Annotated in this window: 16 protein-coding genes; 11 read left to right on the forward strand and 5 right to left on the reverse strand. The window is 75.7% G+C overall.

The window, feature by feature from the left end; all coding sequences use genetic code 11:
* Positions 1–110: 110 nt before the first annotated feature.
* Positions 111–998, forward strand: coding sequence for a DedA family protein (locus ABIE39_RS05315; protein ID WP_209827149.1), 888 nt, complete (start codon positions 111–113; stop codon positions 996–998).
* A 38-nt stretch (positions 999–1036) separates the two neighbouring features.
* Here ABIE39_RS05315 and coaA read toward each other — a convergent pair whose 3' ends face one another.
* Both coaA and ABIE39_RS05325 read right to left on the reverse strand, forming a co-directional pair.
* The gene (gene coaA / locus ABIE39_RS05320; protein WP_044144243.1) at positions 1037–2026 is read right to left on the reverse strand and encodes a type I pantothenate kinase; all 990 of its coding nucleotides are present in this window, start codon (positions 2024–2026) and stop codon (positions 1037–1039) included.
* 94 nt (positions 2027–2120) lie between these two features.
* Positions 2121–3017, reverse strand: coding sequence for a DUF72 domain-containing protein (locus ABIE39_RS05325; protein ID WP_354050719.1), 897 nt, complete (start codon positions 3015–3017; stop codon positions 2121–2123).
* Between the two features lie 143 nt (positions 3018–3160).
* On the opposite strand from ABIE39_RS05325, the gene glmS reads away from it, so the two are divergent.
* Positions 3161–5038, forward strand: a complete 1878-nt coding sequence (glmS, locus tag ABIE39_RS05330) for a glutamine--fructose-6-phosphate transaminase (isomerizing) (RefSeq protein ID WP_354050721.1) — start codon at positions 3161–3163, stop codon at positions 5036–5038.
* Positions 5039–5157: 119 nt separating this feature from the next.
* A complete protein-coding gene (locus ABIE39_RS05335) occupies positions 5158–5508 on the forward strand; it encodes a holo-ACP synthase (protein ID WP_021482029.1) in 351 nt (116 codons plus the stop codon).
* 166 nt (positions 5509–5674) lie between these two features.
* Here the strand turns inward: ABIE39_RS05335 and ABIE39_RS05340 are convergent, their stop codons facing one another.
* Together ABIE39_RS05340 and ABIE39_RS05345 are read right to left on the reverse strand one after the other, a co-directional pair.
* Positions 5675–6601, reverse strand: a complete 927-nt coding sequence (locus tag ABIE39_RS05340) for a type IV toxin-antitoxin system AbiEi family antitoxin domain-containing protein (protein ID WP_354050723.1) — start codon at positions 6599–6601, stop codon at positions 5675–5677.
* Between the two features lie 210 nt (positions 6602–6811).
* Positions 6812–7861: a TIGR03560 family F420-dependent LLM class oxidoreductase gene (locus tag ABIE39_RS05345; protein ID WP_175007854.1), complete on the reverse strand. Its 1050-nt coding sequence runs from the start codon at positions 7859–7861 to the stop codon at positions 6812–6814.
* Between the two features lie 146 nt (positions 7862–8007).
* Here ABIE39_RS05345 and ABIE39_RS05350 point away from each other — a divergent pair, with 146 nt between their 5' ends.
* The 7 genes from ABIE39_RS05350 to ABIE39_RS05380 all read left to right on the forward strand — a co-directional run bounded on the left by ABIE39_RS05350 (position 8008) and on the right by ABIE39_RS05380 (position 15010).
* The gene (locus ABIE39_RS05350) at positions 8008–9831 is read left to right on the forward strand and encodes an NAD(P)H-hydrate dehydratase (protein ID WP_354050725.1); all 1824 of its coding nucleotides are present in this window, start codon (positions 8008–8010) and stop codon (positions 9829–9831) included.
* A 116-nt stretch (positions 9832–9947) separates the two neighbouring features.
* On the forward strand, positions 9948–10856 hold the full coding sequence (locus ABIE39_RS05355) for a pseudouridine synthase (RefSeq protein ID WP_342779526.1): 909 nt from the start codon (positions 9948–9950) through the stop codon (positions 10854–10856).
* 184 nt (positions 10857–11040) lie between these two features.
* Positions 11041–12288, forward strand: a complete 1248-nt coding sequence (alr, locus tag ABIE39_RS05360; RefSeq protein WP_354050894.1) for an alanine racemase — start codon at positions 11041–11043, stop codon at positions 12286–12288.
* A 77-nt stretch (positions 12289–12365) separates the two neighbouring features.
* Positions 12366–12863, forward strand: a complete 498-nt coding sequence (gene tsaE, locus ABIE39_RS05365; RefSeq protein ID WP_074809371.1) for a tRNA (adenosine(37)-N6)-threonylcarbamoyltransferase complex ATPase subunit type 1 TsaE — start codon at positions 12366–12368, stop codon at positions 12861–12863.
* 46 nt (positions 12864–12909) lie between these two features.
* A complete protein-coding gene (gene tsaB / locus ABIE39_RS05370; protein ID WP_209827155.1) occupies positions 12910–13629 on the forward strand; it encodes a tRNA (adenosine(37)-N6)-threonylcarbamoyltransferase complex dimerization subunit type 1 TsaB in 720 nt (239 codons plus the stop codon).
* Complete coding sequence (gene rimI / locus ABIE39_RS05375; RefSeq protein ID WP_175007858.1) at positions 13626–14165, forward strand: ribosomal protein S18-alanine N-acetyltransferase; 540 nt, start codon at positions 13626–13628, stop codon at positions 14163–14165. Before tsaB ends, rimI begins: the two co-directional genes overlap by 4 nt.
* A complete protein-coding gene (locus ABIE39_RS05380) occupies positions 14162–15010 on the forward strand; it encodes a rhodanese-like domain-containing protein (protein ID WP_175007859.1) in 849 nt (282 codons plus the stop codon). Before rimI ends, ABIE39_RS05380 begins: the two co-directional genes overlap by 4 nt.
* 106 nt (positions 15011–15116) lie before the next feature.
* On the opposite strand, the gene ABIE39_RS05385 is transcribed toward ABIE39_RS05380, so the two are convergent.
* Positions 15117–15764, reverse strand: a complete 648-nt coding sequence (locus ABIE39_RS05385; RefSeq protein ID WP_175007860.1) for a malonic semialdehyde reductase — start codon at positions 15762–15764, stop codon at positions 15117–15119.
* A 100-nt stretch (positions 15765–15864) separates the two neighbouring features.
* On the opposite strand from ABIE39_RS05385, the gene tsaD reads away from it, so the two are divergent.
* Positions 15865–16932, forward strand: coding sequence for a tRNA (adenosine(37)-N6)-threonylcarbamoyltransferase complex transferase subunit TsaD (tsaD, locus tag ABIE39_RS05390; RefSeq protein WP_175007861.1), 1068 nt, complete (start codon positions 15865–15867; stop codon positions 16930–16932).
* Positions 16933–16942 lie beyond the last annotated feature (10 nt).

Below are 16942 nucleotides of genomic sequence, written 5' to 3' on the forward strand. Positions count from 1 at the left end.
TCCCTGATGGTCGTCGTCCTCGCGCTCCGTAGGCTTGTCCTGGTGCAGGACGACCGACCTGCCGCCACCGCCCGCCTGGCCTCCCCGCCAGCAGACGAACGAGGACGCCGTTGCCCGACGCCGTGTCGATCTTCCTGGAGAATCTCGAGCACTGGATTCTCGCCCTCGCGGCGTCCGTGTGGATCTATCCCGCGCTGTTCGGCTTCGCGACGATCGACGGGTTCTTCCCGCCGGTCCCCAGCGAGTCGGTCGTCATCACGCTCGCGGTCTCCGCGCACTCGACCGGGGAGCCGAACCTCGTCCTCGTGCTCCTCGTCGCGGCCCTGGGCGCCTGGACCGGTGACCAGATCGCGTTCGCGATCGGCCGCGCCGTCGGCACGGAACGCCTCCGCATCCTGCGCACGCCCCGTGGGCGTCGCGCGGTGGCCTGGGCGGAACGTGCCCTCGCGCACCGGGGCGCGTCGTTCATCCTCGCCGCGCGCTACATCCCCGTGGGCCGCGTCGCGGTGAACATGACGGCCGGTGCCGTCGGGTACCCGCGTCGTCGCTTCATGGCGTTCTCCGGCGTCGCGGCGGTGACGTGGGCCGTCTACTCGGTGCTCATCGGGCTCGTCGCCGCCCAGTGGCTGGGGCACGAGCCGCTGCTCGCGATGGTCGTCGGCATCGTGCTGGGCGTCGGGAGCGGGTTCGTCATCGACCGCGTGCTCATGATCCGCGCGCGCCAGCGCGGCGAGCTGCCGCCGACGCCGCGGGCGCCGGCCGGCGAGGGTGGCGCGGCTCCCGACGCCGCTCCGACGGCCGGCGGGGCGCCGGTCGCGACCGCGCCCGGCGAGCGCGCGTCGCCCGACGGGAGCCCGGCGACCGAGGCGGTGACCGGGTCGGCCAGCGGCGAGCCCGCGGCCGGTCCGCGCGCGACGGGTGCCCCCGGGACGGTGCCGCCCGGGTCGTCGGGGGCGACGTCGTCGGGCGCACCGGGCTCCACACCCCGCGCGAGCTGACCGTTCCCGGCGGCGTGCCCAGCACGCCGCCGGCCGCGTCAGAGCTTGCGCAGGCGGACGCGCTGCACCGAGTGGTCCGAGCCCTTCGTGAGGACCAGGGTGGCGCGGCCGCGCGTCGGCAGGATGTTCTGCTCGAGGTTCGGCGCGTTGATGGCGTCCCAGATCGACTTCGCCCGCTCCACCGCCTGCTCGTCCGTGAGGTCGGCATAGCGGCGGAAGTACGACTCGGGGCGCGCGAACGCCGTGCGACGCAGCGCGAGGAACCGGTCGACGTACCACTGGCGGATGTTGCGCGTGCGGGCGTCGACGTAGATCGAGAAGTCGAAGAAGTCCGACACGGCGACGGTCGACTCGTCGTGCGCGCTCGGGCGCGCCGGCTGGAGCACGTTGAGGCCCTCGACGACGAGGACGTCGGGCTTGCGCACGACGGCCTCGGCCCCCGGCACGATGTCGTACGTCAGGTGGTCGTAGACGGGCGCCCGCACCTCGGCGTGGCCCGCCTTGACCTTGGACAGGAACCGGATGAGCGCGCGACGGTCGTAGGACTCGGGGAAGCCCTTGCGGTCCATGAGCCCCCGGCGCGCGAGCTCGGCGTTGGGGTAGAGGAAGCCGTCGGTCGTGATGAGCTCGACGCGCGGGGTCTCCGGCCAACGGGCCAGCATCTCGCGCAGCACGCGTGCCGTCGTCGACTTCCCGACGGCGACCGAGCCCGCCACGCCGATGACGTACGGCGTGTTGCCGGTCTCCTCGCGCAGGAACGTCGACGTCGCCTCGTGCAGGCCGGACGTCGCGGTGACGTACAGGTTGAGCAGGCGCGACAGCGGCCGGTACACGGCGTCGACCTCGGCGAGGTCGATCGGGTCACCGAGGCCGCGCAGGCGCGCGACGTCGTCGTCGGTCAGCGGCAGCGGCGTCGACTCCGACAGCCGGCTCCACACGGCCCGGTCGAGATCGACGTACGGCGAGGACGACGGCGCGGCCAGGTGGGCCCGCAGGAGGTCGGACGGGTCGTCGGCGGGGGAGGACACCCGCCCGATTCTGCCGGATGCGCGACGGTGCCGGTGCACGGCACGTCCGTCGCGCCCCGACCACGCCCCGCGGGGCCGTCCTCCGCGGGTCTGCTCAGCGCGCGTCGTCGGGCCTGCGTGCTACACGACGGCGGCGCGGCGCCGGTTCGACGGCGGGCCCCGGACCGCGGAGCGCGAGGTCGGGCAGGCGGGACATGAGGGCGAGCGCGTCGGCCGGGGCGTGGGCGTCGACGTCGTTGTCGAGGTAGACCTCGACGTCGTGGCCCGCGGCGTGCCAGGCGCGCACGCGCTCGGCCCACGCGTCGAGCACGTGCGGCCGGTAGCCGCTGCGGTAGAGCTCCTGGTCCCCGTGCAGCCGCACGTACACGAGCGGGCTCGTGACCGCCTCGACGAGCGGCCACCGGCCCGCGCCGTCCGAGACGGTGAACGCCACCCCGTGCCGGCGCAGGAGGTCGAGCGCCTCGGGGGCGGCGAACGAGGCGTGCCGCGGCTCGAGCGCGTGCACGAGCGGGCGGTCCGCGTCCGCCTCCGTCCACGCCGGCGCGCGCAGGCGGTCGTCGTGCTCCTGCGCGAGCCTCGCTGCCGCGCCGGTGGTGCGCGGCAGGAGCGTGAGGAACGCCTCGAGCAGGTCGTGGTCGAAGGCGGTGCGCGCCGGGAGCTGCCACAGGACCGGCCCGAGCCTGCTCCCGAGCGCGAGCACGCCGCTCGCGAAGAAGTTGGCGAGCGGCGTCCGCACGTCGCGCAGCCGTCTCATGTGCGTGACGAAGCGCGGGCCCTTGACCGCGAACGTGAAGCCCTCGGGCGTCTGGTCGCGCCACGCGACGAACGACGACGGCCGCTGCATCGAGTAGAACGACCCGTTGAGCTCGACGGCGGGGAAGAGCGAGGCGACGTGCTCGAGCTCGCGGCGCTGGGGGAGTCCCACGGGGTAGAACGGTCCGCGCCAGTCCGCGTACCGCCACCCCGAGAGACCGATCCGGACGGTGGGCACGAGCACCAGCCTCGCGGCGGCGCGCGTCGCACGCCCGGCGAACGCGGCGCGGACCGCGCGGCGATTAGGCAGCGGACCTCACGAAGAACCGCGAGATCGTGCGGCCCCGAAAGGACACGGGTCCGTGGCTAGACTCGATCACCATGTGCGGAATCGTGGGCTACGTGGGCCCTGGAACCATGGTCGGAGAGGCCTCGGGGCGACCCCTCGACGTCGCTCTCGAAGGACTCGGACGGCTCGAGTACCGCGGCTACGACTCGGCCGGGGTCGCGCTCGTCGCGCCCGGAGTCGACGCGGTCGCGTTCGCGAAGAAGTCGGGCAAGCTCGCGAACCTCGTGCAGGAGATCGAGACGCACCCCCTGCCCGCGGCCACCGCGTCGATCGGCCACACGCGGTGGGCGACGCACGGCGGCCCGACGGACACCAACGCGCACCCCCACCTCGCGGACGACGGCCGCCTCGCCCTGATCCACAACGGCATCGTCGAGAACTTCGCGACCCTCAAGGCCGAGCTCCTCGCCGAGGGCGTGACGTTCCGGTCCGAGACGGACACCGAGGTCGCGGCGCAGCTCCTCGCGCGGGCGTACCGCGACACGAAGGACCTCACGCTCGCGATGGGTCAGGTCGCGCGACGGCTCGAGGGCACCTTCACGCTCCTCGCCGTGCACGCGGACGCACCCGACACGGTGGTGGGTGCACGGCACGACTCGCCGCTCGTCGTCGGGCTGGGCGAGGGCGAGAACTTCCTCGGCTCCGACGTCGCGGCGTTCATCTCCCACACCAAGGAGGCGCTCGAGCTCGGTCAGGACCAGATCGTCACGATCACCCCGACGTCGGTCGAGGTGACCGACTTCGACGGCAACCTCGCCGAGGCGAAGCGCTACACGGTCGACTGGGACGCGGCGGCCGCGGAGAAGGGCGGCTTCTCGTCCTTCATGGACAAGGAGATCCACGACCAGCCGCACGCCGTCGCCGACACGCTGCTCGGCCGCACCGACCCGTCGGGCAAGCTCGTGCTCGACGACCTGCGCATCGACGAGGCCGTGCTGCGCTCGGTCGACAAGATCATCGTCGTCGCGTGCGGCACGGCGGCGTACTCGGGCCACGTCGCGAAGTACGCGATCGAGCACTGGTGCCGCATCCCGGTCGAGGTCGAGCTCGCGCACGAGTTCCGCTACCGCGACCCGATCGTCGACGAGAAGACGCTCGTGGTCGCCGTGACCCAGTCCGGCGAGACCATGGACACGCTCATGGCCGTGCGCCACGCGCGCGAGCAGGGCGCGAAGGTCATCTCGATCGTCAACACGCACGGGTCGACGATCCCGCGCGAGTCCGACGCCGTGCTCTACACGCACGCCGGCCCGGAGATCGCGGTCGCCTCGACGAAGGCGTTCCTGTCGCAGATCACCGCCGCGTACCTCCTGGGCCTCTACCTCGCGCAGCTGCGCGGGAACAAGTTCCCCGACGAGATCTCGGCCATCCTCGAGGACCTGCGCGAGATGCCGCGCAAGATCCAGACGGTCATCGAGCGCGGCGAGTACGTGCGCGCGACCGCCCGGTCGATGAAGGACGCCTCGTCGGTGCTGTTCCTCGGGCGCCACGTCGGCTTCCCCGTCGCGCTCGAGGGCGCGCTCAAGCTCAAGGAGCTCGCGTACATCCACGCGGAGGGCTTCGCGGCGGGCGAGCTCAAGCACGGGCCGATCGCGCTCATCGACGAGGGGCAGCCGGTGTTCGTCGTCGTGCCGTCGCCGAAGGGCCGCGAGGGCCTGCACTCCAAGGTGATCTCGAACATCCAGGAGATCCGGGCGCGCGGCGCGCGCACGCTCGTCATCGCCGAGGACGGGGACGATGCCGTGCGTCCCTACGCGGACGAGATCTTCTGGATCCCCGAGTCGCCGACGCTGCTCTCGCCGCTGCTGGCCGTCGTGCCGCTGCAGATCTTCGCGATGGCGCTCGCGACGGCGAAGGGCCTGGACGTCGACCAGCCGCGCAACCTCGCGAAGTCGGTCACGGTCGAGTAGCCCTCCCGGCCCCGCCCACGCGTCGACCAGGTGGTCCTGGTTCGTCCGGTCTCCCGGACGGACCAGGACCACCTGCTCGTGGAGGCGGGGAGGCCTGGTCGCCGCCGTAGGGTGGACGCATGATCAAGGGCGTGGGGATCGACGTCGTGGACGTCGCGCGGTTCATGGAGACCCTGGAGCGCACGCCCCGGCTCCGCGAGAAGCTGTTCACCGAGGCCGAGCGGGACCTGCCGCCCGCGTCGCTCGCCGCGCGGTTCGCCGCGAAGGAGGCCATCGCCAAGGCGCTGGGCGCCCCCGCGGGCATGCGCTGGCACGACGCGACCGTGCACCGCGTCGTCGGCGGCCCGCCGGAGGTCGAGATCACCGGCACGGTCGCGGCACGCGCGGACGCGCTCGGCATCACGGCCTGGCACCTGAGCATCTCGCACGACGCCGGCATCGCCTCGGCCATGGTCGTCGCAGAGGGCTGACCCCCGCGCCCCGCGCCCCCCGCACCGGTCGAGCAGGTGGTCCTGGCTCGTCCTGCATCGCCGAGGCGCCAGGACCACCTGCTCGGCCGACGCGGATCGCCTGCTCGACCCACGAGCAGGTTCCGGTCGACCGCGGTGTGCCCACCGTCGGGCGGTGAGGTGCCCGTCAGACGGCGAGGTGGCGGCGTACGGTCCCGGCGACCCGGCCGAGGTCGCGCGACGTGAAGCGCAGGAGGTCTACGGTGCCCGAGCCGGTGAGGAGGTTCTGGCGACGACGGTCCGCGAAGACCGCGACGGGGGTGTCGTGGTGCTCGCGGCCGTCGAGCTCGGCGACGAGCCAGCGACCGCCGGGCCGCCGCCATCCCATGTCACCTCGAGCGACCACGGCGCCCGTCTCGTCGCGCACGGGGAGCTGCAGGGTGTCTGGCGGCACACCCTCCTCGATGCACTCCAGACGGGCGAACGACTCCAGCGGGGACTCTGCTCGGCCGTCGGACAGCTCCCAGAGGTCGTGCCGGGTGGCGATGCCTCGCCGTCCGCGAGCGAGGTCGTGCGCGCGGGTGAGCTCGTCGGGCGCCAGGAGTCGGAGGCGCCGGACCGTGTCGAGGACGGCGAGCCCGTGGGGACGGGGAAGCTCCGGGACGGCCTGAGCGAGAGCCCAGTCGAGCGTCACGACCCGGAACCCGTCGATGGTCGTCGTGCGCATCCCGTCGTCGAACTGGCGCAGTCGGACGCCGTCGCGATGCCTCCGGCGCGACGCCTCGTCGAGGGCGACCTGAGGGGTGGGCCGGTGCGGCAGGCCGTCCACGCCGTGCAGCACCAGGGCGCAGGCGCCGACGGCGACGGCCTCCGCGCCGTAGGCGAGCAGGCCGAGGAGCGCTGCGCGACGTCGTCGGCCGTCGAGGCCCGCCACGGCAGACGACCGGAGCTCGTAGACGTTCATCGCGGCGCGGCGCCACTCTCGCCGGTCGACGAGCCCACGGACCTTGCCCCGCGACAGTCCTGCTGCACCGGCCTGCGCGGTCGTGACCAGTCCCGACTGCCGGGACGCGATCCGGAGGAGCTCGGCGGGGACGGCGGTGCGTGCGTGCATGAGGCGATCACAGCGGGTCGTGCGCCGCCACCGCAGCCTCGTCGTCGCGATCTGTGGACGACGCTCGGCGCCGCATTCCCTGTGGTCGGCGTCGACCATGCGATCCACGCCAGACGAGCAGGCGATCCTGGTTCGTCCCCTCGACCGGACGAACCAGGACCACCTGTTCGCGCGGGGAGGGGGAGGGTGGAGGGGGCGGGAGGTCGCGGGTCAGAGCTGGAGGGCCGGGATGACCTGGCGCTGGAAGAGCTCGAGCTGGTCGCGGTCGGTCGCGGCGAAGGGGAAGTAGCCGATCGCGTAGCCGAGGCCCTGGGCGCGCAGCGCCGTGAGTGTCTCGACGATCTGCTCCGGCGTCCCGACGAGGGGGCCGTCCCGCCACGACGCGATGCTGTCGTCCGCCTTCTCGGGGAAGTACCGGCGGGCGTGCTCCTCGACCCGGGCGAGGCGGTCCGCGACGTCCTGCTCGGTCTCGCCGATGACGACGTTGTAGTTGGCCGACCGCGTGATCTCCCCGAAGTCGCGGCCGAGGTCGCGGCAGTGCTGCTCGAGCACCGCGGACTTGTGGGCGAAGCCCTCCGGCGAGCCGTCGAAGTTCGTGTACTGGGCGTGCTGCGCGGCGATGCGCAGCGTCTTCTTCTCGCCCCCGCCGGCGATCCACAGGGGGATGCTCGGCACGGCGCCCTCGCCGTCGACCGCGACCCGCTGGAGCGGCTGCGGGTAGCACAGGGCGCCGTCCACCTGGTAGCGCTGGCCCTCGAACGTGCCCGACGACCCGGTCCGCCACATGCGCGCCATGATCTGCACGCCCTCGTCGAGCGCGCGCAGACGCTCGCCCGCGCTGGGGAAGCCGTACCCGTACGCGCGCCACTCGTGCTCGTACCAGCCCGCGCCGATGCCCATCTCGAGACGGCCTCCCGAGACGTGGTCGACCGTCGCGGCGACCTTCGCGAGGTAGGTCGGTTCGCGGTACGCCATGCACGTGCACATCTGGCCGAGGCGCACGCGCTGCGACGCCGCGGCGAACGCCGCCATGAGCGTCCACGCCTCGTGGGTCGCCTCGGTGCTCGGGGTCGGGGTCGTGTGGAAGTGGTCGTAGACCCACACGCCGTCCCACGCGAACTCGCCGCCGGGCAGGGGCTCGCCCGCCGCTGCGTTGTCGGCGTAGTGGAGCAGGGAGAGCATCGTCTTCCAGTGGTCCTCGGGGGCGACGTCGACGAGGTCGTAGCGCCAGCCCTGCGGGATGAAGAGTCCGAATCGCATGCTCGTCACCCTATGCGGGCCTGCGCCGCCCGCAGCGCGCCCGCGGGGACCGTCTCAGCCCTCGGCCGTCACGACGACCCGGGCACGCCGGGCGCGCGCGGGCGCGCGCGCAGGCGGCCCCGGCGACCGGTGGGCAGGATGAGGCCATGATCGAAGCCTGGTCCGTCGCCGACGTCCGCGCCGCCGAGGAGCCCCTGCTCGCCGCGGGCGTCCCGCTCATGGAGCGGGCGTCGTTCGCGCTCGCCACAGTCGTCGCGCGCGACCTCGCCCGACGGCGGTCGGTCGCCCTGCCCGACGGCGGCCGTCGCGACGGGCGCGTGACCGGCGCCCGGGCGGTCCTGCTCGTCGGCTCGGGCAACAACGGCGGGGACACGCTGCACGCGGGCGCGCACCTCGCGCGCCGCGGCGTCGAGGTGCTCGCGGTGCTCACGGGCGAGCACGCGCACGCCGGCGGTCTCGCGGCGCTCCGGGACGCGGGCGGGCGGGTCGAGGTGCTCGTCGGCAGCCCCGACGGCGCGGCGCACGACGGCGGTCAGGACGACCGCCTCCACGACCACCTCGACCCGCACGTCGCCGACCGGGTCGCCGCCCAGGCGGCGCGCGCCGACGTCGTGCTCGACGGCCTCGTCGGGATCGGCGCCCGCGGGGCGCTGCGCCGGGTCGCGGCGGACCTCGTGGTGCGCCTGACCGCGGTGCTCGACGGCGGCCCCGCGCACGGTCCCGAAGGCCTCGGTCGCCCGTGGGTCGTCGCGGTGGACACGCCGAGCGGCATCGGGGTCGACGACGGCTCGGTCCCAGGTCCGGTGCTGCGTGCCGACCGCACCGTGACGTTCGGCGCCGCCAAGCCGGGGCTGCTCCTGCCGCCCGCGACGCACCTCGCGGGGCGCGGCGCGGTCGTCGACATCGGGCTGCGCCTCGGCGCGCCCGCCGACGGCGCACCCGCCCCGAACGCGCCCGCCCCGAACGCACCCGCCCCGAGCGCACCCGCCCCGAGCGCACCCGGACCCGACGCACCCGGACCCGACGCACCCGGACCCCGCGCGCCCGGCCCCGACCGAGGGACCGCGACGCCGGTCGTGCGCCGGCTCGAGCCGGCGGACGTCGCCGCGCTCTGGTCCGTGCCCGGCGCGACCGACCACAAGTACACGCGCGGCGTCGTCGGCGTCGTGGCGGGCACGCCGACCTTCCCGGGCGCGGCGGTGCTCGTCACGACCGCGGCCGTCCGCACCGGTCCGGGCATGGTGCGCTACCGCGGGCCCGACGACGCCACGCGCGCCGTGCTCGCGGCCCGCCCCGAGGTGGTGCCCGCCCCGGGCCGCGTCCAGTCCTGGGTGCTCGGCCCGGGCGTCCCGGCGGTCCCCGGCCCGGACGACGACCCGGTCGGCGACGGCGGCCAGCACGAGCGCGTGCGGTCCGCGCTCGCCGCCGCGACGACGACCGCCGCGACGACGACCGCCGCGACGCCGGAGCGCGTCCCCGCCGTCGTCGACGCCGGGGCCCTGTCCCTGCTGCCCGACCGGTGCCCGCCGTCGGTCGTGCTCACCCCGCACGCCGGGGAGCTCGCGACGCTCCTGCGGGCGCACGGTGACGACGTGACGCGGGCCGGCGTCGAGGCAGAGCCCCTGCGCTGGGCGCGCCGCGCGCACGAGGCCACCGGCGCGACGGTGCTGCTCAAGGGGTCGGCGACGGTCGTCGTCGGGCCGGAGGGTGCGTGGTCCCAGGCGGACGCGCCCGCGTGGCTCGCGACCGCGGGCGCGGGCGACGTGCTCGCCGGGGTCCTCGGCACGCTGCTCGCGGCGCACTCCGAGCGCGTCGTGCGGGAGCCGGGCCTCGCCGCGCGGCTCGCGGCGGCGGCCGCCGTCGTGCACGGTCTCGCCGCGGAGCGCGCGAACCCGGGCGGCCCCGTCGCGGCGCTCGACGTCGCGCACGCGGTCCCGGGGGTCGTCGCGGAGCTGCTCGCCGCGCGCTGACCGCGTACGACCGCGCACCCCCCCCGCGCACGACCGCGCACCCCCCGCGCACGACCGCGCACCCACCGCGCGCGACCCGCACCGACGGTGGGGACACCGCCGGTACCGTGGTGTGCGTGGTCCCCCTCCCCGTGCGCGACGGCCTCAACCCGACGCGCCTCGTGCTGCCGCACGACGCCGAGAGCGTCGCGCGGTACCCGCGCACGCTCGACTACGTGCGCGACCGCTTCCCCGACGACGCCGCGCGCCTCGCGGAGAAGGTCGCTGCGGGCGAGGTCGTCGACGGCCGCGGGCGCCCGGTCGACGCGCGCACGCCGTACGAGCCGCGCGGGTTCGTGTTCCTCTACCGCGACCCGCCCGTCGAGCCGGACGTGCCGTTCGAGGTCCGCGTGCTGCACCGGGACCGCGACCTGCTGGTCGTCGACAAGCCGCACTTCCTCGCGACGATCCCGCGCGGGTCGTACGTCGCGCGGTCGGTGCTGGTGCGGCTGCGCCGCGACCTCGACCTGCCCGAGCTCAGCCCCGCGCACCGCCTCGACCGCGTGACCGCGGGGGTCCTGCTGCTCACGCTGCGCCCGCAGGTGCGCGGCGCGTACCAGGAGCTCTTCGCGCGGCGCGAGGTGCGCAAGACCTACGAGGCGGTCGCGCCGTGGGACCCGTCGCTCGACCTCCCCGCGACCGTGCGCAGCCGCATCGTCAAGCGCCGCGGCGTCATGCGGGCGGAGGAGGTCGACGGCGAGCCGAACGCGGAGAGCCGCGTCGACGTGGTCGAGACCGACCCGGCGCGCGGGCTCGCGCGGTACCGGCTCGAGCCGCACAGCGGCAGGACGCACCAGCTCCGCCTGCACATGGCGCGGCTCGGCGTGCCGATCGTGCACGACAACTTCTACCCCGAGCCGTACGACGTCTCGCCCGAGGACTACTCGCGCCCGCTCCAGCTCGTCTCGCGGTCGCTCGCGTTCACGGACCCGTTCACGGGTCGCGAGCGCCGCTTCGCCACGGACCGCGTGCTCTCCGCGTGGTGACCCGCGGGTGAGAGAATCGACGACCGTGAGCGACACCCAGCGCACGACCTCGGCCGGCACACCCGCCGGCGCCCCCGGCACCGTCCCGACCGGCGCGCGGGCGGGCTCCTCCGCGGACCCCGCCCCGACGCCCCGCGCGGGCGGTCCCGACGGCCCGGACCCCCACGTCCACCCGGCCCGCGCCGTGGTCGACCTGGCGGCGGTGCGCGACAACGTGCGTGCGCTCGCGGACCTGGCGCCGTCGTCCGAGGTGATGGCCGTGGTCAAGGCGGACGCGTACGGGCACGGGCTGGTCGCGACCGCGCTCGGGGCGCTCGCGGGCGGTGCGACGTGGCTCGGGACGGCGCAGCCCGGCGAGGCGCTCGCGCTGCGGGCGGCGGGCGTCGGCCCGGACCGGGCGCGCGTGTTCACGTGGCTCTACCCGCCGGGCGCGCCGCTGCGCGAGCTCGTCGAGGCGGACGTCGACGTGTCGCTCGCCGCGCGCTGGGCCGTCGACGAGGTCGTCGCGGCGGCGCGGGCCGCGGGCCGGACGGCGCGCGTTCACCTCGCGGTCGACACGGGCCTGGGCCGCAACGGGATCATGCCGGCCGACCTGCCGGACGTGCTCGACGCCGTCGCGCGCGCCGAGGCGGAGGGTGCCGTGCGCGTCGTCGGGATGTGGTCGCACCTGGCGTTCGCGGACGAGCCCGGCCACCCGACCGTCGTCGCGCAGGCCGACGTCCTCGACGAGGCCGTGCGCGAGGCCGCGCGGGCGGGCGTCGTGCCGGAGCTGCGCCACCTCGCGAACTCCGCGGCGACGCTCACCGCCCCCCGCACGCACTACGACCTCGTGCGCCCCGGCCTGGCCGCGTACGGGATGACGCCCGTGCCGCAGCTCGGGCCGCCGTCGCGGTTCGGCCTGCGCCCCGCGATGACGCTCGAGGCGCGCCTCGCGACGGTCAAGCGCGTGCCCGGCGGCCACGGCGTCTCCTACTCGCACCACTACACGACGCCGCAGGACACGACGCTGGGCGTCGTGCCGCTCGGCTACGGCGACGGGATCCCGCGCCACGCGTCGGGCGGCGGGCCCGCGGGCGCGCCGGGCGGGCCGGTGCTCGTCGGCGCCCGCCCGGGGGAGCCCGGCGGACGCGTCGTGCGCGTCGCGGGCCGCGTGTGCATGGACCAGCTCGTGCTCGACCTCGGCCCGGGCGCGACCGAGCGCGCGGGCGACGTCGTCACGTTGTTCGGCGCGGGCGACGGCGTGGCATCGGCCGGGATCCCCACGGCCGAGGACTGGGCGCAGGCCGCGGGCACCATCAGCTACGAGATCACGACGCGCCTCGGTGCGCGCGTGCCGCGCGAGCACGTGGGGAAGCACGTGCTCGACGACGGCGCGCGGGCGCTCCTCGCGCGCGACCCGCACGACAGCACGGAAAGGACGGTCCGCGCGTGAGCGACGACCCGAACCTCTCGACCCCGGCGCCCGCGGCCGGGGGGACCGCCGCCGACGACGCGCCGGGCGGCGTCGTCGTGCTGCCCGACGCCGAGGCGACCCGCGCGTTCGGCCGCGCCCTCGCCGCGGTGCTGCGCGCAGGCGACCTGGTGATCCTCACGGGCGACCTCGGGGCGGGGAAGACGACGCTCACGCAGGGGATCGGTGCCGGGCTCGGCGTGCGCGGCCAGGTCGCGTCCCCGACGTTCATCGTCGCGCGCGAGCACCCGTCCGTCGTCGGGGGTCCGGCGCTCGTGCACGTGGACGCGTACCGCCTCGGGTCGCTCGACGAGGTCGACGCGCTCGACCTCGACTCGAGCCTGGACGAGTCCGTGACGGTCGTCGAGTGGGGCAGCGGCCTCGTCGAGGCGCTCGCGGGCGACCGCCTGGAGATCGTGCTCGAGCGCCCGCGCGGCGGGGTGGGCACGTCGCAGGAGCAGGAGGACGACGCGCCCGAGGCGGGGGAGCGGCGCGTGACGGTGCGCGGCGTCGGCGCGCGCTGGGCCGGCCTCGACGTCGCCGCGCTGAACCGGTAGCGCCCGACGACGGGGACGGCCCCGCTCTCGGCCGTAGGCTGGAGCCGTGGCTGTTCTCGCGCTCGACACCTCCGCCTCCGTCACCGTCGCCGTCGTCTCCGACGACGGCGCTCGTCTCGCCCGCCGCGACGCGCCCGAGCGCCGCCGGCACGCCGAGGCGCTCGCCCCGCTCGTCGAGGAGGCGCTCGCCGAGGCGGGCGTCGACCGCCGCGACCTCACCGCGGTCGCCGTCGGGACGGGCCCGGCGCCGTTCACCGGCCTGCGGGTCGGGCTCGTCACGGCCCGCGCCCTGGGCTTCGCGCTCGGCGTCCCCGTGCTGGGCGTCCCGAGCCTCGACGCCGTCGCCGCGCAGGCCGTGAGCGACCTCGGCCTCGCGCCCGACGACGAGCTCCTCGTCGCGACCGACGCACGTCGCCGCGAGGTGTACTGGGCGCGGTACCGCGTCGTCGCGCACGAGGGGCCGCACGCCGTGCCCGTGCTCGAGACCGTCGCGGGGCCCGACGTCGGCCCCGCCGCCGACGTCGCGACGCACGCCGCGGGCGCCGTCGTGGTCGGGGAGGGCGCCGAGCTGTACCCCGACGCGCTCGACGTCGCGCAGGACGCGCCGCAGGTCCCCGACGCCTCCGTGCTCGCGCGCCTCGCGATCGCGCGCCGGGCGGCCGGGATCGAGCAGCCGACCGAGCCGCTGTACCTGCGCCGCCCCGACGTCCAGGAGGCCGCGGCGCGCAAGCGCGTGAGCGACGCGTCGCCGGAGCGGTCGCGATGAGCACGCGGTCGTACGAGATCCGGCTGCGGCCCCTCAAGGCCGCCGACCTCGACCGGGTGGTCGAGCTCGAGCGCGAGCTGTTCGGGCGCGGCGCGTGGACCTACGGGATGCTCGCCGACGAGCTCGCCGGGTTCGGGCGGTGGTACGTCGCCGCCGAGCCCGTCCGGCTCTACGCCGCGGGGCCGCAGCCGCTCGTCGGCTACGCGGGCCTGTGGTTCGACGGCGACGTCACCCAGGTCATGACCATCGGCGTCGACCCGGCGTTCCAGCACCAGGGCGTGGGCTCGGTGCTCCTGGAGGCGCTGGTCGAGCGGTCGCGCGAGCTCGGGGCGAGCGCGGTGCTGCTCGAGGTGCGCGTCGACAACGACGCGGCGCTCGGGCTCTACGCGAAGCACGGGTTCGAGCAGCTCGGCATCCGCAAGCGGTACTACCAGCCCGAGGACGTGGACGCGTACACGATGCGGCTCGAGCTGGGCCCCACGCCGCCCCGCGACGAGCCGGACTACGGGACGGCGTCCGCCGACGTGGTCGCGTGACGGGCGACCTCGCGCGGCGCGACCGCGTGCTCGTCGACGCGCGGGGCCTCGCCGCGGCGCTCGCGGGCGACCGCCCGCCCGTCGTGCTCGACGTGCGGTGGGCGCTGGGCGTCACGGACGGGCGCGAGCAGCACCGTGCCGCGCACGTGCCGGGCGCGGTGTACGTGGACCTGGAGACGGAGCTCGCGGGGCCGCCGTCGCCCGCCGCGGGCCGCCACCCGTTGCCGGAGCCGGGCGCCCTCCAGGCGGCGGCCCGGCGGTGGGGCGTCCGCGCCGACCGTGGCGTCGTCGTGTACGACGCCCTGGGCGGCACGTCGGCCGCGCGCGCGTGGTGGCTGCTGCGGTGGGCCGGCCACGACGACGTCCGCCTCCTCGACGGCGGCCTGCCCGCGTGGCGCGCGGCGGGGTACCCGACCGAGGAGGGCGACGTGCGGCCCGAGCCGGGGGACGTCGTCGTCTCCCCGGGCGGGATGCCGGTGCTCGACGCCGACGACGCGGCCCGGCTCGCGGCGTCGGGCGTGCTGCTCGACGCGCGCGCGGGCGAGCGCTACCGCGGGGAGGTCGAGCCCGTCGACCCGCGGGCCGGCCACGTCCCCGGCGCGGTGAGCGCCCCGACGACGGGCAACCTCGCCGCCGACGGGACGTTCCTCGCCCCGGACGCGCTCGGCGCGCGGTTCGCCGCGCTCGGCGTCGACCCGTCGAGCCGGGTCGGGGTGTACTGCGGCTCGGGCGTCACCGCCGCGCACGAGGTCGCCGCGCTCGCGACGCTCGGCGTGGACGCGGCGCTCTACGCCGGGTCGTGGTCGCAGTGGTCGAACGACCCGGACCGCCCCGTCGCGACCTGACGGACGGCGGCGCGCCCGGCGCCGGGGGCGACCCGCAGCCCCCGGGACGCGACGAGGCGGCACCCCGGTGGGGTACCGCCTCGGCGCGCACGGTGCGGGACGTGGCTCAGAGGACCTCGGCGACCTGGTGGAAGTCGAGGCGCGCCTGGCGCGGGAAGTGCGCGCCCTCGTCGGCCGGGTAGCCCACGTTGATCGCGACGAGCGTGCGCCAGCCGGACTCGCCGAAGAACTCGGCGTCGATCCCGGCGGCGTCGAAGCCGGTCATGGGGCCCACGGACAGGCCGGCGGCGCGCAGCCCGACGATGAGGTAGCCGATCTGGATGAGCGCGTTGGTGCGGGCCATGCCCTCGCGCAGCTCCGTCTGCGGGTCGAGCTGCTCGGCGATGCCCTCGCGGAACGGCGCGAGCGTGCCGAGGTGCTGGTGGAACGACGGGTCGGCGGCGGCGACGATCGTCACCGGCGCGGCGAGCGTCTTGTCGCGGTTGAAGTCCGCCATGTGCGCGCCGAGGCGCTGCTTCGCCTCGGACGTGCGGACGACGAGCAGCCGCAGCGGCAGGGTGTTCATCGCGGTGGGCGCCCAGCGGACGAGGTCCCAGGCGGCCTGGATCTGCTCGTCGGTGACGGGCTCGTCCGAGAACGCGTGCGTCGTGTGCGCCGCGCGGAACAGGCGGTCCGCGGCCTGCGCGTCGATCGCGAGCCGGTCGGCCTGCTCGGTCGGCGCGGCGGAGGACTCGATGAGGGTGTCGGTGCTCATGACCCGTACGAACAGTTGAACCCTTGATCATCTTCCGGACAGACGGTGTGACGTGCGCGACACGCACGGCCCGCCCCCGCGCGCGACTACCCTGGAGACCATGGTCCCCACCGCTCCCGCGAGCTCCGGCGAGCCCCTGGTGCTCGGCATCGAGACGTCCTGCGACGAGACGGGCGTCGCGCTCGTCCGTGGCCGCGAGCTCCTCGTCGACACGGTCGCGAGCTCCATGGACGAGCACGCGCGCTACGGCGGGATCATCCCCGAGGTCGCGTCGCGCGCCCACCTCGAGGCGATGATCCCGACGCTCGAGCGCACGCTCGGCACGGCCGACGTCGACCTCTCCGAGATCGACGCGATCGCCGTGACCGCCGGGCCGGGGCTCGTCGGCCCGCTGACCATCGGCGCCTCGGCGGCGAAGGCCCTCGCGCTGGCGCTCGGCAAGCCGCTCTACGGCGTGAACCACGTGATCGGCCACGCCGCCGTCGACGAGCTCGTGCACGGCGCGTTCCCCGAGCGCGTCATGGCGCTCGTCGTGTCCGGCGGGCACAGCTCGCTCCTGCTCGTGGACGACGTCGCGACGTCGGTCACGGAGCTCGGCTCGACGCTCGACGACGCCGCGGGGGAGGCGTTCGACAAGGTCGGGCGCCTGCTCGGCCTGCCGTACCCCGGCGGCCCGCACATCGACCGCCTCGCGCGCGAGGGCGACCCCACGGCGATCCGGTTCCCGCGCGGCCTCACCGCGCGCAAGGACCAGGAGAAGCACGCGTACGACTTCTCGTTCTCGGGCCTCAAGACGGCCGTCGCGCGCTGGGTCGAGGCGCGCCAGGACGCGGGGGAGGAGATCCCCGTGCACGACGTCGCCGCCTCCTTCGCGGAGTCCGTCGCCGACGTGCTCACCGCGAAGACCATCGCCGCGTGCGAGCGGCACGGCGTGTCGACGCTCGTCGTCGGCGGCGGGTTCAGCGCGAACTCGCAGCTGCGCGACATGGCGGCGAAGCGCTGCGCGGAGGCGGGCATCGAGCTGCGCATCCCGCCGATCCGCTACTGCACCGACAACGGGGCGATGATCGCTGCCCTCGGCTCGGCCGTCGTGCGGGCGGGCGTCGCGCCGTCGAGCCTGGACATCGGCGTCGACTCGTCGATGCCGCTCACCGTCACGCACGTGTGACGGCCCGGCC

This window comes from Cellulosimicrobium sp. 4261 (genome assembly GCF_040546915.1).
Classification (GTDB): domain Bacteria; phylum Actinomycetota; class Actinomycetes; order Actinomycetales; family Cellulomonadaceae; genus Cellulosimicrobium; species Cellulosimicrobium cinnabarinum.